We start from the raw sequence: 22,177 nt of genomic DNA on the forward strand, positions 1-22,177 counted from the left end.
CGCGGTCTTCGTCATCGTAGAGGGGCTCACGATTGCTGCGTACGTGGAGCTCTGGGGGCAACGTGTATGCGTGGGCGTGCTCGCTTCGTGCTTCGCCACCGCCTTCGGGATGGAACTCGTCGGGTTCGTTCATCAGTCGTGCTGATGCTTCGAGCCAGGCGCAGATGGCTTTGTAGAGTCTCATGCCACCCCTTGGGTATGCTCAGGGAATTGTTCACACAACGATGGGGAAACCATGGAACGTCGAGAGTCTAAGCACCAGTGTCCGAAGTGCCAGGCGCAATTGGTGGAGAAGTGGGACACCGTCCGCGACGGGAGCTTGGTGGGCAACATCGAGCTGCAGCGGATCGGGAAGCCGTTCTGCCCTGCCGGTCACCGCATCACGGAATGGAATGCTGCTGGCCAGCCAATATTCGCGGTCTGATGCTGGGTTACGTTGAGCTCCTGCATGGAGTAGGCGCGTAGCGTCGCCTCGTTCTTAGGCCGTAGATCAGCGATCCCACCCTCGCCGCTCGAAGCGCCCGGGTTGATCCTTGGCCGCACGTTTGGGTGACTTGCCCAGTACCGGCCTACGGTCTCCATGCAGGAGAGTGGTGATCTACTTGCTGGGCCGCGTTTCCAGTGGTTGGTCGGCTGCTTTCGATCAGCTGGCTACCGTGGATTCGAACCACGAACCGACGCATTAACAGTGCGTTGCTCTGCCGTTGAGCTAGTAACCATTGGCCGCTGCATCCCCTTTTCGGATAGGGCACCCGTTCCGGCCTACGTGTTTACCGGCATTCATTAGCTTGGGCGGCTGTTCTCCCAGTTCCTACGTGTCGGTCACTGGGGTAGTGGAGGACGGCCCGGCTCGAACGGGTCTGCATTGCCGCGACGGGGGAACGTCGTCATCTTGGCGTCTCCTGCCGGGTGAATAGTCCGACGGTCGTACTCATGGGAGCGGCATAGGGGTCGCCGGGGGCTGGGGCGGATTCGAACCGCTCGACCATCTCAGGTCGTCAAGGCATCGCTACCCAGCGATGCAATCCTCAGCCCTTGGCGTGTCTCTCGACATGGCCCATGGTCCGCGACAGGCGCACCAGCTGAGATGCGGCCTCCTGGGGGTGAGGTGCTATCTGGGCATGAAAAAAGCCGGTCGCGTTGGCGATCCGGCTTGGTTGTGGGTACGGCAATTACGCCGCTTTGAGACACTTTAAATCATCTCGTTGGTTATTGCCAATCACCGTGTATCACGGTGTGTCGTTGTGCATCACCGCACGTCAATTGACCTCCCTGCGCGTTTGGTGCCACGCGCTGATGACTTCGTGCGGGTGGTAGGTGGGGGTTGATGAGCGTTCGGCTGGGATGAGTTTGCCGCGGTGGGCCCAGTTGCGGATGTCCTTGGCGTTGATGATGATTCCGGCTTTCTCTTTGAGCCAGGGCACGAGCTGGCGGGTGGGCATTGGTGGTGCGATGTCCTTGACGCGCTCGCGGTTTGCTGCATGGTTGATGGGTGGTTCGTCGGGTCCGCTGACGAGGAGTTCGGCTTTGGTTACCCAGTCTTGTATGAGCCATGCGAGGCCGGCGGCGCGGTCGTCTTGGGCGTAGGCTTTGGCATCGTTTCCGACGCTGCGGAGGTTCTCTTGCAGTTGGAGTGCGTCGAGGTTGATCGGCGCGGCGGATCCGGGTTTGTGGGCGCCACCTCCGCCACCGCCGCCTGCGGGCCGGACGTTGTCGAGCCTGGCGATGGTGACGCTGAGCTCGGTGACGAGGACGGGGACCTTGTTGAGCCAGGCTTGCAGGTCGGTGACGCATCGGGTGCAGAGGTAGGTGCTGGTGTGGTTGAGGCAGTCCACGGTGGTGCACTCAAGACTCACGTGTAGTCTCCGATCTGTTCGATGGCGTTGCTAGCGAGTCGGAGCATGCCGACTGCTTGGACGTGGGGGATGGACGAGTAGCCCCAGACTGTGCCGGCGCCGATGTTGTCGCCGTCCATACGCTGGTAGGTGGCGATGACGACGGCGCCTGTTACGACGGCGTCGTCTGGGATCTGGAGGTTCACGTCTGCACCTCCGATGTTGTGGGCGCTCATTGGTCCGCCTGGGCACGGATGATGTCCTCGTACATGGTCTTGACGTGCTGAGCGTCAGCTAGGGCATCGTGCTCTGTGCCGGCCTGCTTGGGCAGCCGCTCCACTCCGGTCCAGTCCACGAGCGATCGGACGTCGTTGGTGTACATGGGGATGCCTTGCGGGAGGTCCATCATGGTGCCGAACAGTTGCGCGAGGACCACATGGTCGTAGGAGCAGAACCAGGCCCAAAGTTCCGGATCATCGGGCGTGGGTCGTGGCCCGTGGGCGGGCAGCAGGAACTCCTTCACCTCGCGAGCGATCTGGGCCTTGGGCTTCCATGCCGGGTCCGTCATGAGTGGCAGGTGCGGTATGACGTTCCACATGAGCCACTGGTGATCGGCGATCCGGTCCCAGTCGGCATCCTTATTGACGGCGTAGTACTCGCGGCCGTCCTCGGCTACGATTCCGATGCTGATCAGGTCGATGGTGGTTCCGTCTTCATGGAACTCGGTGTCGTAAAAGTACCTCATGACTTCCTCTCGATCTTTTTGTTGATGAAGGACAGGACGTCTCCCCAGCAGTCACTGCAAAGGCTTGTCTCGGTCCAAAGGTTCGAGGCAACGACGTCGTGTGCCGTCACGGCGTTGTCCCAGCTGTTCATGCGCAGGTAGTTGAACTTGATCAGCCATGTCTCCCGGTAGACCTTGCCGAGGATGCGGGACAGACCAGGGCGCGGGAGCTCGTTGGTGACCTGCGCGTCGCATCGGTGGCACGGTTCGAGCTTGCTCACTCGGCGTCCTCCCACGGCCCGGGCTGGCTGGCGGCGCGGCGCTTGATGAGGCGGGCCGGCTCGTCGTCCTCGTCGCACATCGTCTTGTAGTCGAGCGCGCTCTGCTTGCTGATCATTGACCTGCTACCCCATTTGTTGGCGACTCCCCATTCGGCCTCCGCGGTCTCGGGCTGTTGCGTGTGTCCGGCGGCATCGAGGGCGTCTGCCTGGTGCTGGAGGAAGTCGCGCTGCATGGCCCTGCCGAACCATCCGCAGGTGCAGTGCTGGTGCAGGTCGCGGTGGCCGGTGTCGGGTTGGTGGGCATTGAGGGTGTCGAGCAGGGTGTTTTCGCTCATTGGGTTTCTCCTGCGTGGGTGATGGTGATGAGGACGCCGGGGTTGCCGTGGTAGGTCTTGGCGGCGGTGATGTGGATGATTCGGGCGTCGTCGGTGATGACGCCTTTGATGACGGCCTTGGTCTTGCGGTTCTTGGTGGTGGAGAGGGAGTCGAGGACGGCGCGGATGAGTTTGTCCAGGTCTGGCTTCACTGCCGGCGCCCACCATCGAGGCTTCTTGGGCGGCGCGAGCTGGAAGACGAGAGAGACATTCAGGGGCCCGTCCATGGGCGGCCCGTCGTGGCGAGCCATGGTTGAGGCCCGGATCTTGGTCCGCCATTCGCGGAGTGGGGCTTTCACGGAGACGACACGGCCGCGGTAGACGTCGACGGATCCTTGCGGGACGGGCGTGCCAGGGACGAAAGCGTGGATCATGGCGTCTCCTCGAATGGCTCGAACTTCCGCCCGTGTTTCCCGCACGAGGCGAACCATTGGCCGTCATAGACGTGGAGCGCGTTGCCTGTGGCTTTGCGGTCGCACCATGCACAATCAACGGATTGCCACGCCTGGAACCTTGCGGACTGGTCGCTCATGACGCCTCCTCCATCTGGTGTTCGGCGAGGATGAGCTCGTTGGGGCCGAACCAGAGCGGGCGGCCTTCGAGGCCGGTGACTTGGTAGGGGAGCAGCGGATGATGCCGGTCGACGTCGCAGACGGCGCCGACCATGTCGAAGAATCGACTAGGGGTGGCGATGACGCGGACGGGGTCGCCGAGCTTGAATTTCATCGTCAAAACTTCTTTCCGTGCATGTGCTCGCGGCTGGTGTTGTATGCGAGCTTCACTTGGATGATCTGGCCGAGGTCGAATCCGTTGGACTCGGCGAAGTCGAAGCATCGGATGACGATGTCGGCAAGTTCGGAGGGGACGCCTTCCGGCTTTCGGATCTTGCCGAGGTTGTCCCTGGCGATGAGCTCGCGCGCCCTTTCGACTCCGACCTCAGCTACGAGCGAGCTGGGCAGTGCCGGCTCCGGGTAGTAGGTGTGGTTCGCCGGGTGGCCCTTGCGGATCTCTTCGTGAGCCTCAGCCACCTCGCTCACGATGAGCATGAGGCGGTTGCCGTTGTAGATGGCCAGTTCTTCCGGATCGGTTGGCTCGCTGTCGTGGAAGCCCTTGTCTTCCGAGTTCTGCCAGCACACTGACTGGAGGTGCTTCAGCTCGGCGACGGTCGTTTTGGGGATGGTTGCCATGGTGGGCCTACTTTCGTTCGTGGTCTGGAATGAGTGAAGACGCCTCGTCTGGGGCGGCTTTGTGGTCTTCGTCGTCCAGGATTCTTTCGAGGACGTTCTTTGCTGTGGGTGTCATGTGGTTGGGGTAGAGCATCCGGATGGCGGCCCTGATGCGTGCGGTCATGGCGTCAGCTTCTGAAGCGTCACCAGCGCGTCGAACTGGTCAGCGGTTTCAATCCCGCACTTCTGCAGGACTGCCAGCGCCCAATCAACGTCGTGGATCACGGGCTGTGCCTGGTGCGGCGTGACTACTTCGTAGGTCTTGGCGAAGATGTCCGGCTTGCAGGGGTAGAACTCGCCCTGGACGCCGCGGATGACGTAGTCGCCGACGTCGGCGCGCATGGTGCCTTCGAGTGTGTCGATGGCGATGTGTTGCGGAAGGGTTGGTAGTGGCATGCCGTCCGGCCCAATGGGCTCCGGCTGCTTCTCGTGCCAGCGCACGCCAGTCTCACCGGTGGCAAGCATCCAGTCGATTACCTCACTGGCCTCGCTGGGCCCTCCTCGCCACTGCATGGCTTCGATGACGACGGGCTTCTTGCGGTAATGCTTGGGCTTGCTCATGGCTTGTCTCCTTCAACGAGAAGCCGCATCTTCCGAGACGGCTTCGTGGTGTTTTCCGATGTGGGTTTGTGGGCGGATCCCGGCTTTGACGTCGGCCCAGCAGGATCTGCAGTTGTGGGCGTCTTGGCCGATGTGGTCTTCGCAGGGTTCCGGCCGCGGCAGTTGGGCGCGCGCTGCTTCTGGCCAGTGGGGTCCGGGGTGGAAGATCGGCGCCGGCGTCTGGCATGTGCGTTCCATGGCCTTGGTTGCCGCGGCGATGGTCAGGGCGCCCAGGCTGGGGACGTCGCGGTGCTTGTCGATGAGTGACACCAGCGAGGCGACAGGCCAGTCCGGGCGGATCTCGTGGAGCAGGTAGGCGATGGCCCGTCCCTGCTGGTCCGTGATGATCAATGGCAGATTCCTTTCAAGCCAAAAAAGTCCCAAACCTCGCGTATCACCTAAGGTGACGATTGGTTGGAAACTGTTTCTTCTCTTCTCTAAAAGCCAGCCGAAGACAAAGCCAAGATCGACCACGCAAGGTGAGGTTTAAGTACTTGGTCTTGGTCTTGGTCTTGGGCATTGTTCCTGACGCGTTCTGTCCCACGGGACAACATGCGGGACATCAGCGTTCCTCCGCCGTTCCGCTCCTGTTCTTCCGCCATTCCGCCTTGCGTTCGCGGGCTTTTGCCTTGTCGATTTCGACCTGTTTCTTGGTGCGCTGATATTCCTCCCACGAGAGGAATCGGTAGTCTTCGTCGTCGGCCACCCAGAATCCGGACTTGATGAGCTTCTGCGCGAGCTGCTTGCCCTTAGGCCACGACTCCACGTACCAGGCGGGCACGAGTCCATCTGTGAGGTAGTCGGTGCAGTAGGTGCCGCAGAGCACCCACAAACCCATGGCTTCGAGACCGGCCCTGCGTGGCTTCGGGTGGGAGTGCATCTTGTCGTCGGCATTGAACCAAGCCATGTCAGTTCATTCCGTATGCTGTGGGTGGGCGGGAAGTGCCCACCCACTTCGGAAGGACTCTTGGATGCTGGCCCGTGCTTGCGGATATTGCGACGTTCATGCCCATTTCACTCCCGTGGGCTGGCCGCACCGAGCCGGTGTGGATGAGAGCGGTCAGGAAACTGTTCAGTCCGCCTTTGCATGCGCGGCCTGCGGCCTCATCAGCCTCGGCGCGACGGATCTCATCCCCGGAATGCCGGCATACGGATCGAAAGTCTCCGAGAGCATGGCAGAGCATTTTTGGGGGCAGGTCGGCGTGGATAGGTGGCTTCCTGGCAACACCGGGCCAATGATCCAGAATCTTCCGCCGGCCGTGGAAATTGCATCCGCTGACGCCTATAGGAGCTACAAGGCCGGCATATACACTGCGGCGGTGCTCATGGCTAGAACGACCATTGAGGCCACCGCGAAGGATCATAAAATCACCGGTGGCAACCTCGTGGAGAAGATCAAAAAAATGCTGGAGGAAGGGCTGATCCTTGAGTCCACGAAGCGCGCTGCCGACGCGATACGGCATCTCGGGAACGACATGGCCCACGGTGATCTCTCGGTTTCTGTCGGGCAAGACATGGCGAGAGATGTCGTCGAACTGATGCAGTTGATCCTTCGAGAGGTGTACGAGCTCCCGTACCTGGCCGAGCGTCTGCAGAAGCGTGCCGACGAGCGCAGCGTGGCCGCAGTACAGGCGGCGGCATCCAGCGTGGAATCTTAGACAGTGGCACAGTAAATCTGATTGGTTGATCTGGCCGTATTGCCTAACCATTGATGGTCCTTTCTCGAACGGGCCAAGCGGCCGCCCGCGTATATGATCCGGGGATGGATTTGATTGTTTGTGGTGATGCTTTGTGGCTTTCGTGCGGCACGTGGTTGCAGTTCTGGAGCGGCGCCTTCGGCGCCTTCACAAGTGCTCTGCTGGCGGCAGGAGTTGCACTGTTAGTTGTCTGGCTGTCGAACAAGCACCAGAGCAAGGCCTTGAAACTCGAGCTCGAGGAACAGCGAGAGGAAGCGTCGAAGGCCCGCGCATATGCCGCGATATCGGATCTTGTTGCGGCGGCTGAACTCGCCCTGGCGAAGTATCAAGAAGACGATGTTGCTGCGGATTCGTTCGTTGCGATGAGATCAGCGGCATCTCGGCTGGCGCTGGATATGGACTCTCTCGCCCTAAAGACCGAACTGAGGATATGGGCGAATCTGATGCTGTCCCTGCAGGAGGAGGCCCGCCTCGAATATCGGCTATTCGTCGAAGGTCGGCCGGCCATCGACGATGAAGGTATCGCAGCAGGTCGTCTTGCGCGGGCAACAGCATTGTTTACGGAGTGCATCGGGGGTTGGCCTGCGTCCTCAGACGGGCAGAAGTCGGTCATTTTGGAGCGGTTGAGTACTAATCGCAGGGCATTCACCAATCAGTCAGATGCTTTCCGTGACATGGCCGGTCCGATGCTCCCGGGTCGGCGTCTCGGGTCCCTTGCGGAGGTGGGTTGGGGGCAGCTTGACACCTCACTCATCGCCGAACGCGCAGATTGAGAGGACGGTCGCGAACTCCCGCTCGGAGGGGCGCCGTTCTCGCTCATGCCGCCATACCCCGGCCACCAGCCAGTGACATGGCGGCCACAATGAACAGGTCTCGTGCGGCTGGCGGAGTTACGGCGTTGCCAGCCTGTTTGACCTGTTCGCGCTTGTTGCCGGTCATGATGTAGCTCTTGGGGAACGCCATGCCTGCGCTGATTTCGTAGGGTTCGAGCATCCGGAATTCGCAGTCCTCGATGTCGGGGACGGTCCATTCGGTGATGCCGTGGTGCTGCCCGCCGGCGCTGAATGTTCCGAACGGATCGGTGGTGGGTGCGTTGGATGCCGCCAGGTGCTCCGGGGACGTGCCGCGCATGGTGGTGACCATGGCGAACCTATCCGTGGTGCTGATCGTCGGGATGGCTTTGGACACGGGGTGCATCTGGCCGTTGCCGTAGTACTCCATCAGCAGGTGACTGCCGGGTGTCGCGATAAGCGACTGGTGACCCGCCGTCGTGATCGTGCCCATCGGCTCTGTGGCTGGCTTGGACATCTCTGCGCCACTACCGCGGCTCGAGTTGTTCCGCATGATCAGCGGCAGCGCGAGCAGGCCTGTTTCGTTGCGCGTGGTCTGCGTCCGCATGACGTCGCTGGCCAGCTGTGCCACCTTGCCTTCGCGGCCCTCCACCGGCACGAGCAGGGACCGGGTGTAGCTGGTCGTCTGCGTCTGGAATGGCTCGGAGTGGACGGGGCTGATGATCTCGGCACCGCGGACGGCATCGATACTGACTGCCTTGCCGTGGTAGCGCTTGAGACCTGCGGCGATCCTGGCCATGGTCTTGGGCACGAGCGGCTTGGTGCGGTCGCCGATGCGCTGGCCACGGAGCTTCCAGTCGATCGCGGACGCTGCGGGCAGCCACCCGGGTTCGATGATGGAGTTGCGGCACTTCGAGTTCGGGCACCGGTAGACGTACTGGGCTTTGTATCGACCCCACCGGTAGTTCGGGTTCTTCCAGGACTGGACGCAACGCACCGTCTCGTCACAGGCGGTGCAGTGAGCCAGCGGCATGAGCAGGTCGAAGTTCGGCCGGCTGTTTCCCTTGAGCCAGAACATGACGTACATCCGGTCGCGGGACTGCGGCGCGGGGAGTCCGCCGAGCTGGGCGTGCATCGAGTTCATGTAAACGATGTGGTGGTGGTAGCCGAGCGCGTCCATCGCCATCAGCCAGGCGTCGAACATGACCCACTTGGCGGCGTCCACTACGTTCTCGGTGATGATGAGCTTGTACTTGTGCCACTCGGCGAACCGGGGCACGTCCCACATGGTGGCGCGGGAGCGGTCGGCGGCTTCGTCGGCGATGGATTCCCCGAACAGGTCAGCCTGGTTGGTGATCCGCTTCCGGCCCTTGGCCACCGAGTGGTTGGTGCACTCCGGGCTTGCCCAGAGGATGTCTGACGTGGCGATGTAGCGGGGGTCCGTGATCTGGATGTCGGCGCAGACGTGATCTGTCTCGGGGTGGTTGGCGTTGTGTGTCTCGATGGCGCGGGCCCAGTGGTTCATGGCCGTCTTGATGGTTACGCCGGGTACCTCCAGCGCACCGGTGGAGGATCCGCCGGCGCCGCAGAACATGTCCGTTGCGGTCAGTTCGTTGTTGGCCTGCTGCATGAACTGCTGCAGGTCGGTCAGGATGTCTTGGCGCTCAAGCATTGCAGTGCTCATGATGGGTCCTTATCTGCCAAGGGATGCTTGGTCTTCTCGATGATTGGGGGCGGCTGCGTTTCGAGTTCATGAGGGCCCAGCAGATCGAAAATGTCGGTCTGGCCTTCCAAGATCTCGTCCAAAGTCAGCCGCCGGTGTTGTGCCGGTATTCGCGGCTGTTGGCGGGCACAGCTGGGGCTTCAATGACGACGACTTGTAGTGCGCCGCCGGAACCGGGTACGCGCCGGCCGTCGGCAATGCAAGCCCGAGGGGCCCCGACTATGCGGGCTTTGTGCCGGTGGGCGACTGTGGGTAGGTCGCCGATTGCTTGGAGTATCAGTTCCTGGTCGGTCTGTGCGGTGCCAGAGCCGTCGATGATGGGCCAGACGGCCCGGAATGTGTGGGTCGCTGTGGGCGGTGCGGGCCGGGGCTTGGGTTTGGTCATGAAGGCATCCGTACGGGCATGATCAGGTGCTTGGGCGATTTCGGATCGTTGGTCTCAAAGCCTGCCGGGGAGAATAGGAACGGCTTCGGGGCGCTGGTGTAGGAGATCCGCACCTTGTCGCCGGTCAGCTGCTGCAGCGTCTCCACGAGGTAGCGGGGATTGAAGGCGCACTTGATTTCGTCCTCCTTCGCCCCGGCCACAAATTCGCCGACGGCCACTGGGGCGCGGGAAGGGCCGAAGAGTCCGTAGTCGAACGTCACTTCTGCGCCGCCTTCAAACATGCGGACGATGCACGGCGAGAACCGCTCTCCCATCCGCTCGGCTACCTTTGCCGCCTCGAGGAGCGCGGCACGGTCAACCTCGAAGGAAGCCGTTACGTCAGAGGGGAACAGGGACTTGATCTTGGGGTAGTCGCCATCAACGTTCATCGAGGTGAACGTGGCGTGTTCTGTCTTGATGCTGATGCGGTTGTCACTCAGGCCGATCAAGACGTCGGCTCCGGTGAGGAAGCGGTCCAGGGCTTTGATGGCCCGGAGCTTGAACAGGAACGCTGCGCTGCCATCACCTTGGCCATCCACGTGGTCATAGGCCAGCCGGTACCGGTCGGTTGCAAGCAGTTCCATGGCGCCATCGTTGATTTCGACCCGGACGGCTTCGAGGATCGGAAGGGTCTCATCCTTTGAAGCGGCGACGGATACGCGACGCAGCACAGCCCGAAACTCTCCAGCTGGGATCGCAGCGAAGGTGGACGGCGAGATGCTGGGGATCTCCGGGTAGTCGGCGACTGGCATCGCCTCGGCGTGGAGCTCATATCCGCATGCGGATACGGTGATCTTCTTGCCGTCCAGGGCGACCGCGACGGGCGCAGTTTTCGTCTTGCCAGTCGTGGTGCGGATGGCATCGAGCAACCACCGGTAGATGACGAGGAACGGGGCGCCTTCACCTTCAGCCTCGGCCACCGTGGTCACGCATGACGTCTCGTAGTCATATGCGGACAGAACCCCGGACGCGGGGTCGATGTGGACGCTGTATAGGACAGGCACAGCTTTCTTCCCCGCCATCGCCGGGGCGAGCCGGTTGAGGGCTGCGATCCAGTCCTTCGCCGGTGCCGTGATTACTTGCTTGCTGCTCATTGCTGCTCCTTGAATTCGGGAATGGAAAAGGCCCCGGTCGGGGGCCTCTTATCTCTTGTTCTGTCCGCGCTGCCCGCGGGTGATGTTGGCTATGGCGGTGTCGCCTGTGGGGTCGCGGATGGTTCGGCTGGCGCGGTGGTTGGCGTCGTCTTGCGCCTGGGCTGCTTTGTGGTGCTCGCAGGTGTGCCGTGAGAGGCAGATGTCGTGCGGGCCCTTGCAGAGGACGCAGCAAGGATCGTGCGTCATGCGGTGGCCTCCCCGTCGCAAAGAGTGCAGTCGCATTCCTCGTCGCCGCTGTTGTGGAGGAAGTCAACGTTCGCCACGGACCAGCTCGGGTAGCCGTAGACATCCATGTAGACGCTGACGGCGTGGTCGGCGTTGATGTAGTCAGCCCTGATCTGGTGGCCGCGGCCGGGCCGGACTTCTTCCTCGTAGTGGATGTTGAAGTCTTCGACGCGCATGTCCACGCCGAAGTGCTCGACGGCGTCTCGCACCACCCGTTCGAGCGCGGCGCTCTGCTTGGCTGTCAAGGCGGTCATGCGGCGTCTGCCCGGTGGGTGATGTGTTCGCGGACTTTGGCGGGCTGGAACCCGGACCAGATTTCGTCGCCTTCGATGGCGGAGGCGATGACGACGGGCATCTCGCGGCGGTTCAGCGTTTCGGTGACGTAGGTGTAGGCGGCGGCGTCTTCTTCGACGTTGACGGCGGTGTAGTTCACGTGCTCGCGATCGAGGAGCTTCTTGGTCATGTCGCACCAGCGGCAGTCGTTCTTGGTGTAGACGACGACGGCGACGCCGTCGCGTGCCTGGATAGCTTGGGTGAGGTCGGTAGTCATGGGTTCCTTCGGGTGTGCGCGGCGCCCGGCCTTGGGGGAGTGGCCGGGCGCCGCAGGGCATGAAAAAAGCCCCGGAGTGCGGGGCTTGGGATTAGTGCTGGACTGCTATTTGAGTTGCCTACCGACCAGTGGACGGCTGATCAGGAATCGGAAGGCGAAGACGGGCAGGACAAGCTGCCAGTAGGTGAGCCCGAGCTCGGGGAACCACGCCGCGACGAACCAGAACAGCACCAGAGTGATGAGCGCGAGGCTCAGGAACGCGCCGATGGTCCGGGCGAACCAATCTTCGGGTGACCATTTCGTGCGGACGATTTCGGCTCGGATGTAGGACTCTGACATTTGGTCTCCTTAGTGATGGTGGGTAGTGGTGCGGGGTTGGGCTACGGGCCCCATCCGCCTTGGCTGGGCTCGTTGCCCCAGCCGCCTGTGAATGGCTGTGTATTCTGTGAATTCTGTGTATTTCCCCAGCCGCCGTCGGTGGTTGTCGCCGCGGGGACGTCGTTGGAATACGCCTGGTGCCAGCGGAAGTCTTTGCCGATCGCTTCAACCCTGAGCTGATCCGAGCGGCGCTTCTTGCCGTCCTCGGCTTCCCAGACTTGTGTTTCGATCTCGCCGTAGAGGATGACGTTGTCGCCCTTCTTGAGGTGGTTGGCGACGTTCTCGGCCAGCAGCATCCTGCCGGCGTTCCATGCCCGGCAGTCCCAGAACTTGCCTGGCTTGTTCTCCCACTCGTTCGTCTGCTTGTTGAACTTGCGGGGGTTGCTCACGACCGTGAACTTGGTGACTGCGGATCCGGACGGGTTGAACTTGCACTCCGGATCGTCGTGGACCTTGCCGATGATTGTCACGAACGTCTCGCCGCTCATTAGAAGTGAGCTCCTCTCGGGAGCGTGCCATGTGTAGCCTCAAGTGCGGCACGCACAGCCGCAGCTGCCTTGGTAGCGGCACGCTCCGCTTCGGCTCCCTCGAAGGCTGGGTTACCGCCGGACCAGGCCCTTTCGTGCTGGACGACCGTTCCGTCTGTGAGTTCTACGTGGACTGTCACTTTTCCGGCCATTAGGCGGCTCTCACTTTCCTGTTTTCTGTCTTCCTTGCGCGATAGCGCTTGGCTGTCTCGTTCTGGCATTGTTTGCAACGCCGGGCGATTGAGCCCGTGGCCAGTTCGAATCGACTTGTGTTCTCGGGCGTGAATTCATGGCCGCGTTTGCAATGCGTTTTGCGGGACATGTTGTGCGTGCCGTGGCGGACGGCGTCCAAGGAGTTCTCGGAGGATGTCCCGTGCTCAAGGTTCGCGGGTGTGTTATTGCTTCGTTTCCCGTCCTTGTGCCTGACCTCTGTGCCCAGTGGTGCAGGTCCAAGGAAGGCAGCGGCCACAAGCTGATGCACTCTTGGCCGCACCATGCGTCGGCCATTCCACAGGGACGTTCGCACGTAGCCGCGCTCCTCGTGTGCTGCCAGGACACGCCACGGGCCGCGTCGCTCGCTTCGGACGCGGCCCGTATTGCTTACTTCGTACCCGTCAAAGCCCGGGATAGGACGCCAGTCTTCAGCCGCCGACAACGGACCCATCCTCGATGACAATGCCGCGGCCGTCGCCGTCGCCAACCATCTCGATCCAAACCTGAAAATCGTGTTCCTTGGCGACAGCCTCCACGAGTGCGAGGTTGTCGGTGTCGAGGAGGGATCCGTCGGCGATGCGGATGACGCGCATCTTGGGGTTGAGAGCGATGGCCATGGCGAGGGAGACGCGGAGCTGTTCGGCGCCGGACGCCTGCTTGAACGGGACGCCCTGGTAGGTGACGCCGGTTTCATCGAATCCGAGGCCTTCGATCGGGAAGGTCGCGGCTTCGAGTCCCGCGGCCTTCTGCATGTCGATTTCTTCGATGGCGTCCGTGAGGGCAGATGCATCCTGCTGGGCGATGGTCAGGTCAGCACGAACGCGCTCGCCGGCCTTGTGGTGGCGGACGGCCTCGTTGATCGTCTCGGCGCCGTCGATCTGGGCCTGAATGCCGTCGAGGTCCACCTTGGCGGGCGCCGCGTCGGCCCGCTTCGTGGCGAGCTCCAGTTCGCGCTCGGCCTCGGCGAGTTCACGCTTGACTCGTTCGACCTTCTCCGCCCAACCGTTGCGAGCGGTGAGCGCGACGTCGATGTTGTGGTTGAGCGTCTGGCCTTCGCGGTAGGCAGTGACGAGCGCGGAGACGCTGACCTCTTCGTCGGGCAGGTCGGCCGGCTGGGAGACGTAGTCGGCGGCGCGGGCGGTCAGTTCCTTGACCTTGCGGTTCGCGTCGGTGCGGCGCTCGAAGATTTCCTTGCGTTCGGCGACCAGCTTGTCGTGGTCGAATGGCAGGTCCACGAGATCTAGGAGAGTGGCCAGCTGGTCGCGGTCGGACAGCTGCGTGAACGCGAGCGGGTCCAGGGAGAGCTTGCCGAGCAGATCGTCCAGCTTCGCCTGGCCCTTGGGGTACACGGCGCCGTCGATCGACTTGACCGTGAGAGTGGATCCGGAAGCGGTGAACTTGCGGGTGACGATGAGCTCTTCCGTCTCCAGCACGATCTCTGCCTTGTCCTCGCCGTCGCGGATTGGCTTCGGGGTGGTCTTCGCGTTCACCCCGCCGAGTGCTGCGGTGATGCTGTCGAGGAGGGACGTCTTGCCCTGCCCGTTCTTGCCGGCGACAATGACGAGGTTTCCGTCCGGGTCGGGGATGATCTCGGCAGCCTTCAGCACTTTGTAGTTGGTCGTGGCGAGTCGGATGATCTTGGTCATGTTCAGAGTTCCTATGCGTTGGAGCGAATGTAGGTGAGGGTTTCGGCGTCGGCGGCGGCTTGCTCGGCTTCGGCGTAGATGCGCTGCAGTTCTGGCACGTTCCCCTTGGCGGCGTCGGCCTGTTCGCGCCACGCTGACTGAGTGGATGGCTGGGTGTGCGCCGGTTTGGCGTCGGGGAGTGGCTGGACGGTGAATACTTCGCTCTTCCCACGCTTGACGAGGAGTGGGACGCGGAGGGGCTTCTCGATGCCGGTCATGTGGCTGATGCGTGAGCCGCCGATCGCCTCGCCGCCGAACTGGACAGTCGGGTCGCAGTAAAGCGTCAGACGATGGCCGGCGTACTTGGTGGCGTCCGGGCCCCACGCGGCGACGATGACCCGCCGCATGGACTTCCCGGGCCGCCACACCCGGGGGAATTCGGCCAGATGGAAGTTGAACGGCTGTTCCGGGTTGTTCTTACTGACCCTTTCAATCGTGAAGGTGCGCGGCCCGGAGAGGAGGTCTACGGCGTCGAGCTGGTCACTCTTCGGCGCGATACTCTCTGTCATGTCCATGGTCAGAACCTCATTTCTTCGTAGTGGTCGATGCGTTTGGTTGCTGGCCGGCCGTCTACGGCGGCGAGGTAGGTGTCGATCATTTCCGTTGCGTTCTCCTCGAAGGCGGCGACTGCGGCGTTGATCGCGTTGAACCATCCGGTGTCGGGCAGGACGCGCTTCACGTAGAGCGGCATCCCACCGCAGTAGGAGACGTAGTCGCACCAGTCGCGGCCGGAGACGAGTAGGCCGCACTGAATCTGCGCCATGTTTGCGAGTGGCACTTCATCGTCCAGGATGGTTGCGAGGTGGATTTTCTGCAGGCGGGACTTGATTTCGATCAGGCCGTCTTCGCCCACCAAACCGTCTGGTGAGTAGCCGATCTTGTGGCCGGTGTCGTCGCGGATCATGAAGCCCGTTTCGGTCACTGGCGCGTAGTGCTCGTCGTAGATTTCGCGGGCGTAGGGCTCATCGAGGGTGCCGCGTTCCATGTCAGCGGAGGTCCTGAATGGTTCGGTGTAGCCGGTGATGCGTTCGGCCGCGAGGGACGCCGTCAGGCCGCGGGACGTGTCGTTACTCGCGGGCTTGACTGTCTTGGGCGTGATGAGTAGCCCGACTACGGAGGCGGTGATGATGCCGCGTCGGAGTGCGTGCCATTCGTCCGTGCCTTGCTCGATGTCGTTGAAAATCTGCAGGTTCATTTGTTGCTCCCATGAAGAAGGCGCCCATTCAGGCGCCGTGGTAGGTGATTATCGGTAATCAGTCGTTTTCGGTTTTCGAGTCAGAACCCTGAATAGGGGCCGGGTTGTTTAGGGTTCGGGGTCGATCCCTAAATTGGGCTCTCCGTGCTGCGGGCATTCGGGGTTGGTGGGCTTCGGGTATCGCGGGTTGTATCGCCAGGGCGGGCAGGTGCAGCCGGGGTAGGTGTTGGTTCGGCGGTGCCAGAATGATTCGGCCCCGGTGCCGACGACTAGAGGCCGCATCGTTGGCAGTCCTCCGTGTGGCATCCCTCGGCGATGCATTTGCGCCGGCGGCGGGTGAGGATGGCTTGGGCGAGCGCTTCGGCTTCCGCATGAAGATCAGCGGTCATCGTGTCCGCCGGTCGAAGATCTGCTCGCATTCCCGGTCGAAGGCCTTACCTACCCCGAAGGCGCAGATCTTCCATCCGGCCATTTCCATGCCTTCGAGGTCGTCAACCTGCGCCGCCGTGATTCGGCCGCGTTCGAACATGTGGCGGGCGGCGAGGATGCCGAACCGGATCCGCTGGGCTTGGTACGCGTTCACCGCTTGGCCTCGTTCAGTGCGTCAGCGAGTTCTTGGGCGGTGTCGGCATCCGGGAATCCGTAGCCGCGGGGATCCTGGGACAGCTCGGCGAGGGAGGCACCGTCCGGCGATTTCAGGACGGTGGGCGATCCCACCGAGTCATCGTCGAAGTACCTGCTGGTCCCGTGGTACCAGACCAGGAGCTTGCCGCCGCGGCGGGCGACCTCGTGGACCACGGTCTCCTCCACCTCCCAGCGCTGCGTCTGCACGAAGCACTCGCAGGCCTCGAAGCCCACATTGCCGCGGGGCGTGGTGTAGCGCAGCTTCCGGTTCTCGTCGCACTTGACGCACTTGGGCTGGGTATCCCAGACGATGTGCACCCGGTAGCGCGGCTCCCGGAACAGCTCCAGCAGCTTGGCCAGCCCCTCTTTCTCCACGGTGCGCCGGGCCATTTGCTCGGCCTGGCTGAGCTTGCGCTCGTAGTCCCGTTGCGCGGCCTCCGCCGCCCGCTCCAGCTTGTTCAGGTTTGCCAGCTTCCCGGTCATCTCACGGTTGGCGGTGCGGAGGGTTTCGAGTTCGTCTTGAGTTTCCTGCTTGACCACTGCCCGCAGTGCTGCCTTGAAACTTTCCACTTCCTCGTCGAATGGGCTGGTGTTGCCGTAGTAGTCGTCGTAGTCGCTCACTTGTGGTCCTCGCGTTCGTAGGTGTCGGCGCGTTCCTGGTCGGGGCCGATCCGGTCGGCTTCCTGCGCCCGGGCCTGAGCAGCGCGGAGGCTCTCGTAGTCGGGGTGGACGCTGCGGCTCATGGGGTCGGCTCCAGTGCGTTCAGGGCCGCCATGCCGGATACCTGATGGCAGGACAGTCCGAAGGCGGCCAAGCAGCAGTGACCGGAATGGACCCGGGCCGGTTCTGTCCAGCAGCGGCATGGCGCCCCGTCGCCACCGGCCATGCTGATGAGGTGCTCGCTGTAATCGCCCACGGTTAGTCCTCCTCGATGTAGATGGTTCCGATGGCGTACCGTTCCCGGCGGCCGATCTTGTTGGTTTCTGCCTGTAGAGCCGCTGCCTTCTCAGCTGCTTCGTCCGCGTCATCGAACAGGTATGGCGCCTCGACGGCGATGCTCGGCAGGCCGGATGCCTGGTTGTACTCGATGACCACGTAACCGATCGTGTCGCTCATGGCTGCACCTCGTTCCTGTTGATAGGTAGACTCGATCCGAGTTCGAGAGAGCCACGCGCTGCGGGCCGGGCTCTTTGGGTTTTCAAAACGGGCGGTCAAGTGAAGTTCTTGGCGGAGTGAACTGGGGCCGCCCCAATTTGCCTGCGAGATCGTCTCGGCAGGACAACTAGGGGGATGAATGTCGATTGGCCTCAAGACCTGGCGACCCATGTGGCCGCCGGCGCCTCACACGTGGGGCAACCACGACGGTCTGACAATCAGGTGGCCGGTGACATTCAAGACGAGGGAGTCCCTCGAAGGCTTCGTGGAAGCACTGGAGAAGGTTGCCCCTGGAGGGGTGACCATTGAATTCCTGTCGTCCCAGGGCTTCATCCGTGACAGCCGCGATATGGACGTGGTCCACAGTGTCGCGGAGCTGTTTGAGCACACGGAGCGACCGCTTTACGGCATCGAGTTCGTGACCGGGCTTGGCCGGATCAGCATCAACAACAAGGATGAGGTCTGCACAGTCTCCCCGGCCCCTAACCCCGAGGTCGGGACCTCTGCGGGTAACGGCAGGGTACTCGCCGAAATACTCTCCCGGTACGCGACTGCGAAATGGGCTATCCCCAGGCTCCGTCTGGTGAAGGTGGTAACCAAGGTCCCAGCGGCCGAGGCGCGTAATAGGACCTGGGAGATCACGGTCGGCAGCGTCAGCGTGTTTTTGGGTGGGCTCGCTGGTGTTCTCGGCGGCGTGCTGACGAAGTAGCGAAAGAGCAGCATTCATGCCTTCACCCGGAACTGGAGGTGCCGACCGGGGACCAGCTGCTCACCGAAGAGGCAGACGAGGCGTCGGAGGAACGTCCACCGAGCCGCCCTCACTCGGAGACCTCGGGAGACAGGACCGGGCAAAGCTTGTATTCGTTTCCCCAGTAGCACTCGGAATCAGGTTCGCGAGTGAAGTCCTGATACGGGCCGCAGAGTGAGTCGATGCAGGCCTGCTCAGACTCGTACATCTTGTCGTCCCAGTCGAGTGAGTCATTGCTCTTCCCGACGACGAGGTAGCCAATGATGTCGGACTTTCGGTAGCCGGCGGCGAGGACTGCATCCGCGATCTCCGCGACGAGGTCCGACTCTTCGTTGGCCGGGGTGAAGTCGTCCTGGCTCATGGTGCCGTAGCTCCACGCTTCCCAGACGCGGTTGCAGGCGTAGATGTCACTGGGGATCTCACCGGCCAGCAGCTCGGCGAGTTCGTCTCGGGCGCTCATGCGGCGGCCAGCTTCTCGCGGAGGGGCTGCATCGTGTCCGCCTGGTAAGCCTCGAACGCCTGCGCGTAGGCGGCGTGGTTCGGGTAGTCCCGTGGCGCTGGGGCTTGGAGGGCGGCGGAAAACAGTTCGTTCCGGACGGCCTGCCGCGTAGGGGAATGTGGTTCAGTACTCATGCGGTCCTTCTTTCGTAGTCGGCGGCGATGGCGGCTGCGTGGTCGGCGAGGATGCGCAGGTCTTCGGCGATGGGGCTGTCAGGGTCGGCTTCGAGGCGTGCGGTCAGCACGTCGCGGCAACGGTTAGCGGCCTTCACGACTGAGGCGGCTGATGCGAGGTCGATGGCCGGCGCGCTCATGGCTTGGGCCCCTCGCCTAGGCGGGCTGCGATCTCCCGGGCCTGATCTAGGACAGCATCGCCGCCACGGTTCGCGAGGAGAAGAATTGCAAGGGTGGTCGTCCGCTGCTCGAATGCGAGGGCGAGGGTTGCCATCATCTCCAGCGAGTTGCGGGGGTCGAGGTATCCCTCCAGGTGCGCAGCATGTGGGTTGCCGGGAAGTGCGCTCATTCTCCGTACCTTCTCTCGAGTCGGTGTTCTTCCCACTGGCCCTCGGCGTAGGCGTCTGCCTGGTCCTGCGCGATCGCGGCCAAGCACTCCATGCACTCGTCGCAGTCGCCGTCCTCGCACTGCTCCACATCCTCCGGCGGGAGCATGTTCTCGAACGCGCGCTGCGCCGACTCGAAACCCGGGATCTGGCTCATGACCAATCGCCCCGTTCCCATGCCGTGGCCAGTGACTCGTCGTCAAGGTGTTCGAGCTCGGCCATGGTCCGGTCGTACTGGATCGCCCGGGGGATCAGGACAATCGCGCCAACAATCGTGAAGGCGAGGACGAGGACAAAGATTCCGTTCATGCTGCGTGCTCCTGACTGACTTTGCGCGTCCAGGTCTTCAGTGACCCGTTCTTGCGCGACTTGGACTTGGATACGGTGCTGTTGACCGATTCGATGTAGCCGAGGTTGCGGGCCGCGGCGAAGGCCATGCCCGGGGCATTCTGATGCGGCGCCGGCCTCATCTCGCGGCGAAGATCATCCGCGGTGAACTCTTCGTGCTGGAGGGATAGGCCGAGGATCGTTGCGACCGCGTCCTCGTGCCAGGCTTCGTGGGAGTCTTCGAGGATCGCGGCCTTCATGCGGACATCACCGCAAACTGCGTCCGGAGCGTGTGGGCGTCCGGGCTCTCCGCTGCGGCTTCCTGCATCATCTGGTCAAAGATCGGGGTGTCGCTCATGCTGTCCTCTTCCTTGCTGCGTAGACGGCGATGTCCCGTTTGATCCGCATCTCGCGGGCCATCTCCATGGCGGTGGTGATCTCGTCCGGCGCCAGGGCGATGTTGCCCCGGAGCGTCTTCGGGTGCGGCTTCCCGCGGGGGATTGGCTGGGTGGCCAGGTTCCGTCGGGTGGCACGGTGCGTCGGGTCGCTCATGCGGCCACCGCCAGCCGGCGGGCCGCGGCGGCCTCGTTGATCTCCTGCATGACGTTCTTGACAGCCGTCTCGCCGGTGACGTCCGAGTGCTGGAGGACGTAAGCCTCGGCGTCCTCTTGAAGCCATCCATCGCAGCGGAGCTCCATGCGGCGGGCCGCCTTCTTCATCTGCGAGAACGTGAGGCCCAAGCTCTCGGTGTTGTTCTTCTGCATCACAGTGGGAAGTAATTTGGGCACGACAAATGGCCCCTTTCTCCGGCAGAGAAACACCGGGTGAGGTTAGTGCAAGGTGGGGGAGTGCCCTGAGACGGGCGAAGGTGGCGCCGGTTAGGCGAAGGGGTCTTGCTCGTGCTCGAAGGGGATCGGCGCGTTGCGTTCTCGGACCCAGTCAACGAGCTTGGCGATGTCGTCCTGGTGGAGCATGATGCGGTTCTTGCCGAGTCGGGTGCAGTGCCCGGATTCCCGGCAGTACCGGCGCAGCTCGGTCTTGGACATGCCAAGCTCCGGGGCCACGTCCTCCGGGGTGCGGAAAATCTGGGCGGTCATTACGCTGCGCTCCGGACGGCCATGTCGTCGGGAAGGAGTGTTGATGCGGGCGTGTTGAGTGCTCCAGCGATGCGGCAGAGTTCCTGGATACTGAAGCTGCGGCGGTCGTCTCGTGTCTGGTGGAGGCTGCGGCGGAGGGTTGAGTAGCTGATGTCGGTTTCGGCGGAGAGGGCCTTGAGGTTTACGCCCTTGACGATCATGGCGTGCATGATGCGGTCTGCAATCTCTACGTCTGCGGAGTTGTCCGCTTGGGCTGGTTCCTTGTTCATGTAAGTAACGTACTTGTTCAATCGGACAAGCGCAACCGCGACACGCCCGGAACCCAAGTAGTTGAAAATTGGTAATCGAGTACTACGAAAACTTGTTAAGTATCCAAACGGGTAATAGTGTTATCCATATGAACACGTACGGCGAACGACTCGAAGTGGCACTGTCAACTCAGATCAAAGTTGAGCTGGTTGAGCACGACATGGACCAAAAGGACCTGGCAGCAGCCATTGGCATCGAAAGCGCCACCCTCAGCCGCTACCTCAAGGGCCACCGCAACATGCCGATGCCTACATTCTTCAAGGTAGCCGAAGCTCTCGGTGTTACTCCCCGCGTCCTGATGGAACGCGCAGAAGCTCGCATCCAGCAATAAGCGTCGACGGCAGGACGCCGGCCGCAGCTGCAGCGTCACCCAGCTCTCGTACAGTGCTGGCCGTCGTGGCGCTTTCGGATCGAGCTTCTCGTGTCATGCAGTTTCCCCCGCTGTTCGAATATATGTTCTAACAGAAGACCATACTCTTACCGTCAGACAGCCGCATCCGCGGCGGGTAACGGTTCGTTCACAGCTTCCGATTGGAGGCTAAATCTACCCCATATGGGGTAGATGATTAAATTAGCCTTGCCTCGGATCCGATGCCCGGCGTACCGTGACGTTTGAACAATCTGTTCCATATGAAGTGATGCAGCGCATATGGGGCAGTTTGCCCAGCTCAGCGCGTTTTCGGCCCATATGGACGGATACGATCATGTCTATGCCCTCAGGTAAGCAGCCGGAATCCGGCAAATTCGCGCGCGCCGTCACGGACGAGATACTCATGTCCATGGCGCGCAAGCGGATCAGCGGCGCCCAGCTGGCATCGGAGACGTCGCGCTCGCAGAGCTATATCTCGAAGCGCCTCCGCAACGAGGTAGCGTTCACGGTCAACGACATCGAGGAGATATGCGACGCCCTGGGCGAGGATCTGCTGGATCTCGTGGCCGCCGCAGTCCGCGCCGCCGGCCTTACCAGAAACTATCGCCGACGCTAGAGCCATAAACGAAGAATGAGCCCCATCCTCAGCGCGAGGATGGGGCTTTTTTGGGGTCGAAAGTTGTTGGCCTCGCCAACACAGGTCGGAACAGGTGGGATGCAGGACAGGGAAGAACCGCGAGAATCCGCGGAATACAGATCAAACTAGTGTGCCGAAAAGTGGCTAAACGGGTTTTCAATTCCCCCCATCTCCACATAAGATAGGCCCTAGATCCCAGTGATCTAGGGCTTTTCTTTTTGCTTGTTGGCGAGGAGCCCGTTTTTGTTGG

At 62.2% G+C, this 22,177-nt stretch carries 45 protein-coding genes and 1 tRNA gene; 6 read left to right on the forward strand and 40 right to left on the reverse strand.

The window, feature by feature from the left end:
• The first annotated feature begins 286 nt into the window (after nucleotides 1-286).
• The gene (locus BLQ10_RS22280) at nucleotides 287-424 is read left to right on the forward strand and encodes a hypothetical protein (RefSeq protein ID WP_175558481.1); all 138 of its coding nucleotides are present in this window, start codon (nucleotides 287-289) and stop codon (nucleotides 422-424) included.
• 223 nt (nucleotides 425-647) lie between these two features.
• Here BLQ10_RS22280 and BLQ10_RS05455 read toward each other — a convergent pair.
• The 13 genes from BLQ10_RS05455 to BLQ10_RS05510 form a co-directional block, all read right to left on the reverse strand.
• Nucleotides 648-719, reverse strand: a tRNA-Asn gene (locus tag BLQ10_RS05455).
• A 540-nt stretch (nucleotides 720-1,259) separates the two neighbouring features.
• Nucleotides 1,260-1,856 carry a hypothetical protein gene (locus BLQ10_RS05460; RefSeq protein WP_091559314.1) on the reverse strand — a complete coding sequence of 199 codons (597 nt, stop codon included), beginning with the start codon at nucleotides 1,854-1,856 and terminating at the stop codon, nucleotides 1,260-1,262.
• Nucleotides 1,853-2,071 carry a hypothetical protein gene (locus BLQ10_RS05465; RefSeq protein WP_091559316.1) on the reverse strand — a complete coding sequence of 73 codons (219 nt, stop codon included), beginning with the start codon at nucleotides 2,069-2,071 and terminating at the stop codon, nucleotides 1,853-1,855. Before BLQ10_RS05465 ends, BLQ10_RS05460 begins: the two co-directional genes overlap by 4 nt.
• Entirely contained in the window at nucleotides 2,068-2,580 is a 513-nt protein-coding gene (locus BLQ10_RS05470) for a 3'-5' exoribonuclease domain-containing protein (protein ID WP_091559319.1), read from the reverse strand. Before BLQ10_RS05470 ends, BLQ10_RS05465 begins: the two co-directional genes overlap by 4 nt.
• Entirely contained in the window at nucleotides 2,577-2,840 is a 264-nt protein-coding gene (locus BLQ10_RS05475) for a hypothetical protein (RefSeq protein ID WP_091559320.1), read from the reverse strand. Before BLQ10_RS05475 ends, BLQ10_RS05470 begins: the two co-directional genes overlap by 4 nt.
• The gene (locus BLQ10_RS05480) at nucleotides 2,837-3,175 is read right to left on the reverse strand and encodes a hypothetical protein (protein ID WP_091559323.1); all 339 of its coding nucleotides are present in this window, start codon (nucleotides 3,173-3,175) and stop codon (nucleotides 2,837-2,839) included. Before BLQ10_RS05480 ends, BLQ10_RS05475 begins: the two co-directional genes overlap by 4 nt.
• A complete protein-coding gene (locus tag BLQ10_RS05485; protein WP_175558482.1) occupies nucleotides 3,172-3,588 on the reverse strand; it encodes a RusA family crossover junction endodeoxyribonuclease in 417 nt (138 codons plus the stop codon). Before BLQ10_RS05485 ends, BLQ10_RS05480 begins: the two co-directional genes overlap by 4 nt.
• A gap of 154 nt (nucleotides 3,589-3,742) precedes the next feature.
• The gene (locus tag BLQ10_RS05490; RefSeq protein ID WP_091559327.1) at nucleotides 3,743-3,940 is read right to left on the reverse strand and encodes a hypothetical protein; all 198 of its coding nucleotides are present in this window, start codon (nucleotides 3,938-3,940) and stop codon (nucleotides 3,743-3,745) included.
• Nucleotides 3,941-3,942: 2 nt separating this feature from the next.
• A complete protein-coding gene (locus tag BLQ10_RS05495; RefSeq protein ID WP_091559329.1) occupies nucleotides 3,943-4,401 on the reverse strand; it encodes a nucleoside triphosphate pyrophosphohydrolase family protein in 459 nt (152 codons plus the stop codon).
• A 7-nt stretch (nucleotides 4,402-4,408) separates the two neighbouring features.
• Nucleotides 4,409-4,564, reverse strand: a complete 156-nt coding sequence (locus BLQ10_RS22285) for a hypothetical protein (protein WP_175558483.1) — start codon at nucleotides 4,562-4,564, stop codon at nucleotides 4,409-4,411.
• Nucleotides 4,561-5,001 carry a hypothetical protein gene (locus BLQ10_RS05500; protein WP_217635783.1) on the reverse strand — a complete coding sequence of 147 codons (441 nt, stop codon included), beginning with the start codon at nucleotides 4,999-5,001 and terminating at the stop codon, nucleotides 4,561-4,563. The genes BLQ10_RS22285 and BLQ10_RS05500 overlap by 4 nt, the downstream gene beginning before the upstream one ends.
• Before the next feature lie 12 nt (nucleotides 5,002-5,013).
• On the reverse strand, nucleotides 5,014-5,391 hold the full coding sequence (locus tag BLQ10_RS05505) for a hypothetical protein (protein WP_091559331.1): 378 nt from the start codon (nucleotides 5,389-5,391) through the stop codon (nucleotides 5,014-5,016).
• A 211-nt stretch (nucleotides 5,392-5,602) separates the two neighbouring features.
• Nucleotides 5,603-5,947 carry a hypothetical protein gene (locus BLQ10_RS05510; RefSeq protein WP_175558484.1) on the reverse strand — a complete coding sequence of 115 codons (345 nt, stop codon included), beginning with the start codon at nucleotides 5,945-5,947 and terminating at the stop codon, nucleotides 5,603-5,605.
• 139 nt (nucleotides 5,948-6,086) lie between these two features.
• On the opposite strand from BLQ10_RS05510, the gene BLQ10_RS05515 reads away from it, so the two are divergent.
• Together BLQ10_RS05515 and BLQ10_RS05520 are read left to right on the forward strand one after the other, a co-directional pair.
• Nucleotides 6,087-6,698 (forward strand): DUF4145 domain-containing protein, encoded by a 612-nt coding sequence (locus BLQ10_RS05515; protein WP_175558485.1) that lies wholly within the window; start codon nucleotides 6,087-6,089, stop codon nucleotides 6,696-6,698.
• Between the two features lie 104 nt (nucleotides 6,699-6,802).
• Nucleotides 6,803-7,510 (forward strand): hypothetical protein, encoded by a 708-nt coding sequence (locus BLQ10_RS05520; protein ID WP_091559338.1) that lies wholly within the window; start codon nucleotides 6,803-6,805, stop codon nucleotides 7,508-7,510.
• A 43-nt stretch (nucleotides 7,511-7,553) separates the two neighbouring features.
• Here BLQ10_RS05520 and BLQ10_RS05525 read toward each other — a convergent pair whose 3' ends face one another.
• From BLQ10_RS05525 to BLQ10_RS05600, 16 genes are all read right to left on the reverse strand, one after another.
• The gene (locus tag BLQ10_RS05525) at nucleotides 7,554-9,212 is read right to left on the reverse strand and encodes a DNA cytosine methyltransferase (RefSeq protein WP_254785407.1); all 1,659 of its coding nucleotides are present in this window, start codon (nucleotides 9,210-9,212) and stop codon (nucleotides 7,554-7,556) included.
• Between the two features lie 124 nt (nucleotides 9,213-9,336).
• Nucleotides 9,337-9,636 (reverse strand): hypothetical protein, encoded by a 300-nt coding sequence (locus BLQ10_RS05530; RefSeq protein WP_091559340.1) that lies wholly within the window; start codon nucleotides 9,634-9,636, stop codon nucleotides 9,337-9,339.
• On the reverse strand, nucleotides 9,633-10,769 hold the full coding sequence (dnaN, locus tag BLQ10_RS05535; protein WP_091559342.1) for a DNA polymerase III subunit beta: 1,137 nt from the start codon (nucleotides 10,767-10,769) through the stop codon (nucleotides 9,633-9,635). The genes BLQ10_RS05530 and dnaN overlap by 4 nt, the downstream gene beginning before the upstream one ends.
• Before the next feature lie 48 nt (nucleotides 10,770-10,817).
• The gene (locus tag BLQ10_RS05540) at nucleotides 10,818-11,015 is read right to left on the reverse strand and encodes a hypothetical protein (protein WP_091559344.1); all 198 of its coding nucleotides are present in this window, start codon (nucleotides 11,013-11,015) and stop codon (nucleotides 10,818-10,820) included.
• Nucleotides 11,012-11,308: a hypothetical protein gene (locus BLQ10_RS05545; protein ID WP_091559347.1), complete on the reverse strand. Its 297-nt coding sequence runs from the start codon at nucleotides 11,306-11,308 to the stop codon at nucleotides 11,012-11,014. The genes BLQ10_RS05540 and BLQ10_RS05545 overlap by 4 nt, the downstream gene beginning before the upstream one ends.
• Complete coding sequence (locus BLQ10_RS05550; RefSeq protein ID WP_091559349.1) at nucleotides 11,305-11,604, reverse strand: glutaredoxin family protein; 300 nt, start codon at nucleotides 11,602-11,604, stop codon at nucleotides 11,305-11,307. Before BLQ10_RS05550 ends, BLQ10_RS05545 begins: the two co-directional genes overlap by 4 nt.
• Nucleotides 11,605-11,709: 105 nt before the next feature.
• Nucleotides 11,710-11,943, reverse strand: coding sequence for a hypothetical protein (locus tag BLQ10_RS05555; RefSeq protein ID WP_091559353.1), 234 nt, complete (start codon nucleotides 11,941-11,943; stop codon nucleotides 11,710-11,712).
• 41 nt (nucleotides 11,944-11,984) lie between these two features.
• Nucleotides 11,985-12,470, reverse strand: coding sequence for a single-stranded DNA-binding protein (ssb, locus tag BLQ10_RS05560; protein ID WP_091559355.1), 486 nt, complete (start codon nucleotides 12,468-12,470; stop codon nucleotides 11,985-11,987).
• A 190-nt stretch (nucleotides 12,471-12,660) separates the two neighbouring features.
• Entirely contained in the window at nucleotides 12,661-13,173 is a 513-nt protein-coding gene (locus tag BLQ10_RS22940) for an NUMOD4 motif-containing HNH endonuclease (RefSeq protein WP_302847290.1), read from the reverse strand.
• Nucleotides 13,151-14,368, reverse strand: a complete 1,218-nt coding sequence (locus tag BLQ10_RS05575) for an AAA family ATPase (RefSeq protein WP_091559358.1) — start codon at nucleotides 14,366-14,368, stop codon at nucleotides 13,151-13,153. The genes BLQ10_RS22940 and BLQ10_RS05575 overlap by 23 nt, the downstream gene beginning before the upstream one ends.
• 11 nt (nucleotides 14,369-14,379) lie before the next feature.
• Entirely contained in the window at nucleotides 14,380-14,922 is a 543-nt protein-coding gene (locus tag BLQ10_RS05580) for a hypothetical protein (protein WP_091559360.1), read from the reverse strand.
• Between the two features lie 2 nt (nucleotides 14,923-14,924).
• Nucleotides 14,925-15,602: a lambda exonuclease family protein gene (locus tag BLQ10_RS05585; protein WP_091559362.1), complete on the reverse strand. Its 678-nt coding sequence runs from the start codon at nucleotides 15,600-15,602 to the stop codon at nucleotides 14,925-14,927.
• A 385-nt stretch (nucleotides 15,603-15,987) separates the two neighbouring features.
• The gene (locus BLQ10_RS05590) at nucleotides 15,988-16,185 is read right to left on the reverse strand and encodes a hypothetical protein (protein ID WP_091559365.1); all 198 of its coding nucleotides are present in this window, start codon (nucleotides 16,183-16,185) and stop codon (nucleotides 15,988-15,990) included.
• A complete protein-coding gene (locus BLQ10_RS05595; protein ID WP_091559367.1) occupies nucleotides 16,182-16,847 on the reverse strand; it encodes a hypothetical protein in 666 nt (221 codons plus the stop codon). The genes BLQ10_RS05590 and BLQ10_RS05595 overlap by 4 nt, the downstream gene beginning before the upstream one ends.
• On the reverse strand, nucleotides 16,844-16,969 hold the full coding sequence (locus BLQ10_RS22945) for a hypothetical protein (RefSeq protein ID WP_302847291.1): 126 nt from the start codon (nucleotides 16,967-16,969) through the stop codon (nucleotides 16,844-16,846). Before BLQ10_RS22945 ends, BLQ10_RS05595 begins: the two co-directional genes overlap by 4 nt.
• A 175-nt stretch (nucleotides 16,970-17,144) precedes the next feature.
• Nucleotides 17,145-17,342 (reverse strand): hypothetical protein, encoded by a 198-nt coding sequence (locus BLQ10_RS05600; RefSeq protein WP_091559370.1) that lies wholly within the window; start codon nucleotides 17,340-17,342, stop codon nucleotides 17,145-17,147.
• Nucleotides 17,343-17,520: 178 nt separating this feature from the next.
• On the opposite strand from BLQ10_RS05600, the gene BLQ10_RS05605 reads away from it, so the two are divergent.
• Nucleotides 17,521-18,090: a hypothetical protein gene (locus BLQ10_RS05605; RefSeq protein ID WP_091559373.1), complete on the forward strand. Its 570-nt coding sequence runs from the start codon at nucleotides 17,521-17,523 to the stop codon at nucleotides 18,088-18,090.
• 109 nt (nucleotides 18,091-18,199) lie between these two features.
• On the opposite strand, the gene BLQ10_RS05610 is transcribed toward BLQ10_RS05605, so the two are convergent.
• From BLQ10_RS05610 to BLQ10_RS05650, 11 genes are all read right to left on the reverse strand, one after another.
• Complete coding sequence (locus BLQ10_RS05610; RefSeq protein WP_091559375.1) at nucleotides 18,200-18,589, reverse strand: hypothetical protein; 390 nt, start codon at nucleotides 18,587-18,589, stop codon at nucleotides 18,200-18,202.
• Entirely contained in the window at nucleotides 18,586-18,762 is a 177-nt protein-coding gene (locus tag BLQ10_RS22295; protein WP_175558487.1) for a hypothetical protein, read from the reverse strand. Before BLQ10_RS22295 ends, BLQ10_RS05610 begins: the two co-directional genes overlap by 4 nt.
• The gene (locus BLQ10_RS05615; RefSeq protein WP_091559377.1) at nucleotides 18,759-18,941 is read right to left on the reverse strand and encodes a hypothetical protein; all 183 of its coding nucleotides are present in this window, start codon (nucleotides 18,939-18,941) and stop codon (nucleotides 18,759-18,761) included. Before BLQ10_RS05615 ends, BLQ10_RS22295 begins: the two co-directional genes overlap by 4 nt.
• A complete protein-coding gene (locus BLQ10_RS05620; protein ID WP_091559380.1) occupies nucleotides 18,938-19,150 on the reverse strand; it encodes a hypothetical protein in 213 nt (70 codons plus the stop codon). Before BLQ10_RS05620 ends, BLQ10_RS05615 begins: the two co-directional genes overlap by 4 nt.
• Nucleotides 19,147-19,344 carry a hypothetical protein gene (locus BLQ10_RS05625; RefSeq protein ID WP_091559381.1) on the reverse strand — a complete coding sequence of 66 codons (198 nt, stop codon included), beginning with the start codon at nucleotides 19,342-19,344 and terminating at the stop codon, nucleotides 19,147-19,149. The genes BLQ10_RS05620 and BLQ10_RS05625 overlap by 4 nt, the downstream gene beginning before the upstream one ends.
• Nucleotides 19,341-19,496: a hypothetical protein gene (locus tag BLQ10_RS22300; RefSeq protein ID WP_175558488.1), complete on the reverse strand. Its 156-nt coding sequence runs from the start codon at nucleotides 19,494-19,496 to the stop codon at nucleotides 19,341-19,343. The genes BLQ10_RS05625 and BLQ10_RS22300 overlap by 4 nt, the downstream gene beginning before the upstream one ends.
• Nucleotides 19,493-19,774, reverse strand: coding sequence for a hypothetical protein (locus tag BLQ10_RS05630; RefSeq protein ID WP_091559384.1), 282 nt, complete (start codon nucleotides 19,772-19,774; stop codon nucleotides 19,493-19,495). The genes BLQ10_RS22300 and BLQ10_RS05630 overlap by 4 nt, the downstream gene beginning before the upstream one ends.
• A gap of 94 nt (nucleotides 19,775-19,868) precedes the next feature.
• Nucleotides 19,869-20,066 carry a hypothetical protein gene (locus tag BLQ10_RS05635; protein WP_091559387.1) on the reverse strand — a complete coding sequence of 66 codons (198 nt, stop codon included), beginning with the start codon at nucleotides 20,064-20,066 and terminating at the stop codon, nucleotides 19,869-19,871.
• Nucleotides 20,063-20,302: a hypothetical protein gene (locus BLQ10_RS05640; RefSeq protein ID WP_139164183.1), complete on the reverse strand. Its 240-nt coding sequence runs from the start codon at nucleotides 20,300-20,302 to the stop codon at nucleotides 20,063-20,065. The genes BLQ10_RS05635 and BLQ10_RS05640 overlap by 4 nt, the downstream gene beginning before the upstream one ends.
• Before the next feature lie 90 nt (nucleotides 20,303-20,392).
• Nucleotides 20,393-20,611: a hypothetical protein gene (locus tag BLQ10_RS05645; RefSeq protein ID WP_091559392.1), complete on the reverse strand. Its 219-nt coding sequence runs from the start codon at nucleotides 20,609-20,611 to the stop codon at nucleotides 20,393-20,395.
• Nucleotides 20,611-20,880 (reverse strand): helix-turn-helix domain-containing protein, encoded by a 270-nt coding sequence (locus BLQ10_RS05650; RefSeq protein ID WP_091559394.1) that lies wholly within the window; start codon nucleotides 20,878-20,880, stop codon nucleotides 20,611-20,613. The genes BLQ10_RS05645 and BLQ10_RS05650 overlap by 1 nt, the downstream gene beginning before the upstream one ends.
• A gap of 128 nt (nucleotides 20,881-21,008) precedes the next feature.
• On the opposite strand from BLQ10_RS05650, the gene BLQ10_RS05655 reads away from it, so the two are divergent.
• A complete protein-coding gene (locus BLQ10_RS05655; RefSeq protein WP_091559397.1) occupies nucleotides 21,009-21,251 on the forward strand; it encodes a helix-turn-helix domain-containing protein in 243 nt (80 codons plus the stop codon).
• 373 nt (nucleotides 21,252-21,624) lie between these two features.
• Nucleotides 21,625-21,906 (forward strand): helix-turn-helix domain-containing protein, encoded by a 282-nt coding sequence (locus BLQ10_RS05660; protein ID WP_175558489.1) that lies wholly within the window; start codon nucleotides 21,625-21,627, stop codon nucleotides 21,904-21,906.
• Nucleotides 21,907-22,177 lie beyond the last annotated feature (271 nt).

It is taken from the genome of Arthrobacter sp. ok362, from assembly GCF_900102785.1.
Taxonomy (GTDB): domain Bacteria; phylum Actinomycetota; class Actinomycetes; order Actinomycetales; family Micrococcaceae; genus Arthrobacter.

What these genes read in the sequence shown, in the direction of transcription:
- BLQ10_RS22940 (WP_302847290.1), bottom strand. Translation starts at nt 13,173, where the DNA reads ATGGGTCCGTTGTCGGCGGCTGAAGACTGGCGTCCTATCCCGGGCTTT.
- BLQ10_RS05585 (WP_091559362.1), bottom strand. Translation starts at nt 15,602, where the DNA reads ATGAACCTGCAGATTTTCAACGACATCGAGCAAGGCACGGACGAATGG.
- dnaN (WP_091559342.1), bottom strand. Translation starts at nt 10,769, where the DNA reads ATGAGCAGCAAGCAAGTAATCACGGCACCGGCGAAGGACTGGATCGCA.
- BLQ10_RS05605 (WP_091559373.1), top strand. Translation starts at nt 17,521, where the DNA reads ATGTCGATTGGCCTCAAGACCTGGCGACCCATGTGGCCGCCGGCGCCT.
- BLQ10_RS05545 (WP_091559347.1), bottom strand. Translation starts at nt 11,308, where the DNA reads ATGACCGCCTTGACAGCCAAGCAGAGCGCCGCGCTCGAACGGGTGGTG.
- BLQ10_RS05580 (WP_091559360.1), bottom strand. Translation starts at nt 14,922, where the DNA reads ATGGACATGACAGAGAGTATCGCGCCGAAGAGTGACCAGCTCGACGCC.
- BLQ10_RS05610 (WP_091559375.1), bottom strand. Translation starts at nt 18,589, where the DNA reads ATGAGCGCCCGAGACGAACTCGCCGAGCTGCTGGCCGGTGAGATCCCC.
- BLQ10_RS05615 (WP_091559377.1), bottom strand. Translation starts at nt 18,941, where the DNA reads ATGAGCGCGCCGGCCATCGACCTCGCATCAGCCGCCTCAGTCGTGAAG.
- BLQ10_RS22285 (WP_175558483.1), bottom strand. Translation starts at nt 4,564, where the DNA reads ATGACCGCACGCATCAGGGCCGCCATCCGGATGCTCTACCCCAACCAC.
- BLQ10_RS05620 (WP_091559380.1), bottom strand. Translation starts at nt 19,150, where the DNA reads ATGAGCGCACTTCCCGGCAACCCACATGCTGCGCACCTGGAGGGATAC.
- BLQ10_RS05470 (WP_091559319.1), bottom strand. Translation starts at nt 2,580, where the DNA reads ATGAGGTACTTTTACGACACCGAGTTCCATGAAGACGGAACCACCATC.
- BLQ10_RS05550 (WP_091559349.1), bottom strand. Translation starts at nt 11,604, where the DNA reads ATGACTACCGACCTCACCCAAGCTATCCAGGCACGCGACGGCGTCGCC.
- BLQ10_RS05540 (WP_091559344.1), bottom strand. Translation starts at nt 11,015, where the DNA reads ATGACGCACGATCCTTGCTGCGTCCTCTGCAAGGGCCCGCACGACATC.
- BLQ10_RS05530 (WP_091559340.1), bottom strand. Translation starts at nt 9,636, where the DNA reads ATGACCAAACCCAAGCCCCGGCCCGCACCGCCCACAGCGACCCACACA.
- BLQ10_RS05465 (WP_091559316.1), bottom strand. Translation starts at nt 2,071, where the DNA reads ATGAGCGCCCACAACATCGGAGGTGCAGACGTGAACCTCCAGATCCCA.
- BLQ10_RS05485 (WP_175558482.1), bottom strand. Translation starts at nt 3,588, where the DNA reads ATGATCCACGCTTTCGTCCCTGGCACGCCCGTCCCGCAAGGATCCGTC.
- BLQ10_RS05575 (WP_091559358.1), bottom strand. Translation starts at nt 14,368, where the DNA reads ATGACCAAGATCATCCGACTCGCCACGACCAACTACAAAGTGCTGAAG.
- BLQ10_RS05510 (WP_175558484.1), bottom strand. Translation starts at nt 5,947, where the DNA reads ATGGCTTGGTTCAATGCCGACGACAAGATGCACTCCCACCCGAAGCCA.
- BLQ10_RS05600 (WP_091559370.1), bottom strand. Translation starts at nt 17,342, where the DNA reads ATGAGCGACACGATCGGTTACGTGGTCATCGAGTACAACCAGGCATCC.
- BLQ10_RS05635 (WP_091559387.1), bottom strand. Translation starts at nt 20,066, where the DNA reads ATGAGCGACCCGACGCACCGTGCCACCCGACGGAACCTGGCCACCCAG.
- BLQ10_RS05645 (WP_091559392.1), bottom strand. Translation starts at nt 20,611, where the DNA reads ATGACCGCCCAGATTTTCCGCACCCCGGAGGACGTGGCCCCGGAGCTT.
- BLQ10_RS05655 (WP_091559397.1), top strand. Translation starts at nt 21,009, where the DNA reads ATGAACACGTACGGCGAACGACTCGAAGTGGCACTGTCAACTCAGATC.
- BLQ10_RS05520 (WP_091559338.1), top strand. Translation starts at nt 6,803, where the DNA reads ATGGATTTGATTGTTTGTGGTGATGCTTTGTGGCTTTCGTGCGGCACG.
- BLQ10_RS05650 (WP_091559394.1), bottom strand. Translation starts at nt 20,880, where the DNA reads ATGAACAAGGAACCAGCCCAAGCGGACAACTCCGCAGACGTAGAGATT.
- BLQ10_RS22295 (WP_175558487.1), bottom strand. Translation starts at nt 18,762, where the DNA reads ATGAGTACTGAACCACATTCCCCTACGCGGCAGGCCGTCCGGAACGAA.
- BLQ10_RS05555 (WP_091559353.1), bottom strand. Translation starts at nt 11,943, where the DNA reads ATGTCAGAGTCCTACATCCGAGCCGAAATCGTCCGCACGAAATGGTCA.
- BLQ10_RS05480 (WP_091559323.1), bottom strand. Translation starts at nt 3,175, where the DNA reads ATGAGCGAAAACACCCTGCTCGACACCCTCAATGCCCACCAACCCGAC.
- ssb (WP_091559355.1), bottom strand. Translation starts at nt 12,470, where the DNA reads ATGAGCGGCGAGACGTTCGTGACAATCATCGGCAAGGTCCACGACGAT.
- BLQ10_RS05500 (WP_217635783.1), bottom strand. Translation starts at nt 5,001, where the DNA reads ATGAGCAAGCCCAAGCATTACCGCAAGAAGCCCGTCGTCATCGAAGCC.
- BLQ10_RS05625 (WP_091559381.1), bottom strand. Translation starts at nt 19,344, where the DNA reads ATGAGCCAGATCCCGGGTTTCGAGTCGGCGCAGCGCGCGTTCGAGAAC.
- BLQ10_RS05490 (WP_091559327.1), bottom strand. Translation starts at nt 3,940, where the DNA reads ATGAAATTCAAGCTCGGCGACCCCGTCCGCGTCATCGCCACCCCTAGT.
- BLQ10_RS05495 (WP_091559329.1), bottom strand. Translation starts at nt 4,401, where the DNA reads ATGGCAACCATCCCCAAAACGACCGTCGCCGAGCTGAAGCACCTCCAG.
- BLQ10_RS05630 (WP_091559384.1), bottom strand. Translation starts at nt 19,774, where the DNA reads ATGAAGGCCGCGATCCTCGAAGACTCCCACGAAGCCTGGCACGAGGAC.
- BLQ10_RS05660 (WP_175558489.1), top strand. Translation starts at nt 21,625, where the DNA reads ATGTCTATGCCCTCAGGTAAGCAGCCGGAATCCGGCAAATTCGCGCGC.
- BLQ10_RS22300 (WP_175558488.1), bottom strand. Translation starts at nt 19,496, where the DNA reads ATGAACGGAATCTTTGTCCTCGTCCTCGCCTTCACGATTGTTGGCGCG.
- BLQ10_RS05525 (WP_254785407.1), bottom strand. Translation starts at nt 9,212, where the DNA reads ATGAGCACTGCAATGCTTGAGCGCCAAGACATCCTGACCGACCTGCAG.
- BLQ10_RS22945 (WP_302847291.1), bottom strand. Translation starts at nt 16,969, where the DNA reads ATGAGCCGCAGCGTCCACCCCGACTACGAGAGCCTCCGCGCTGCTCAG.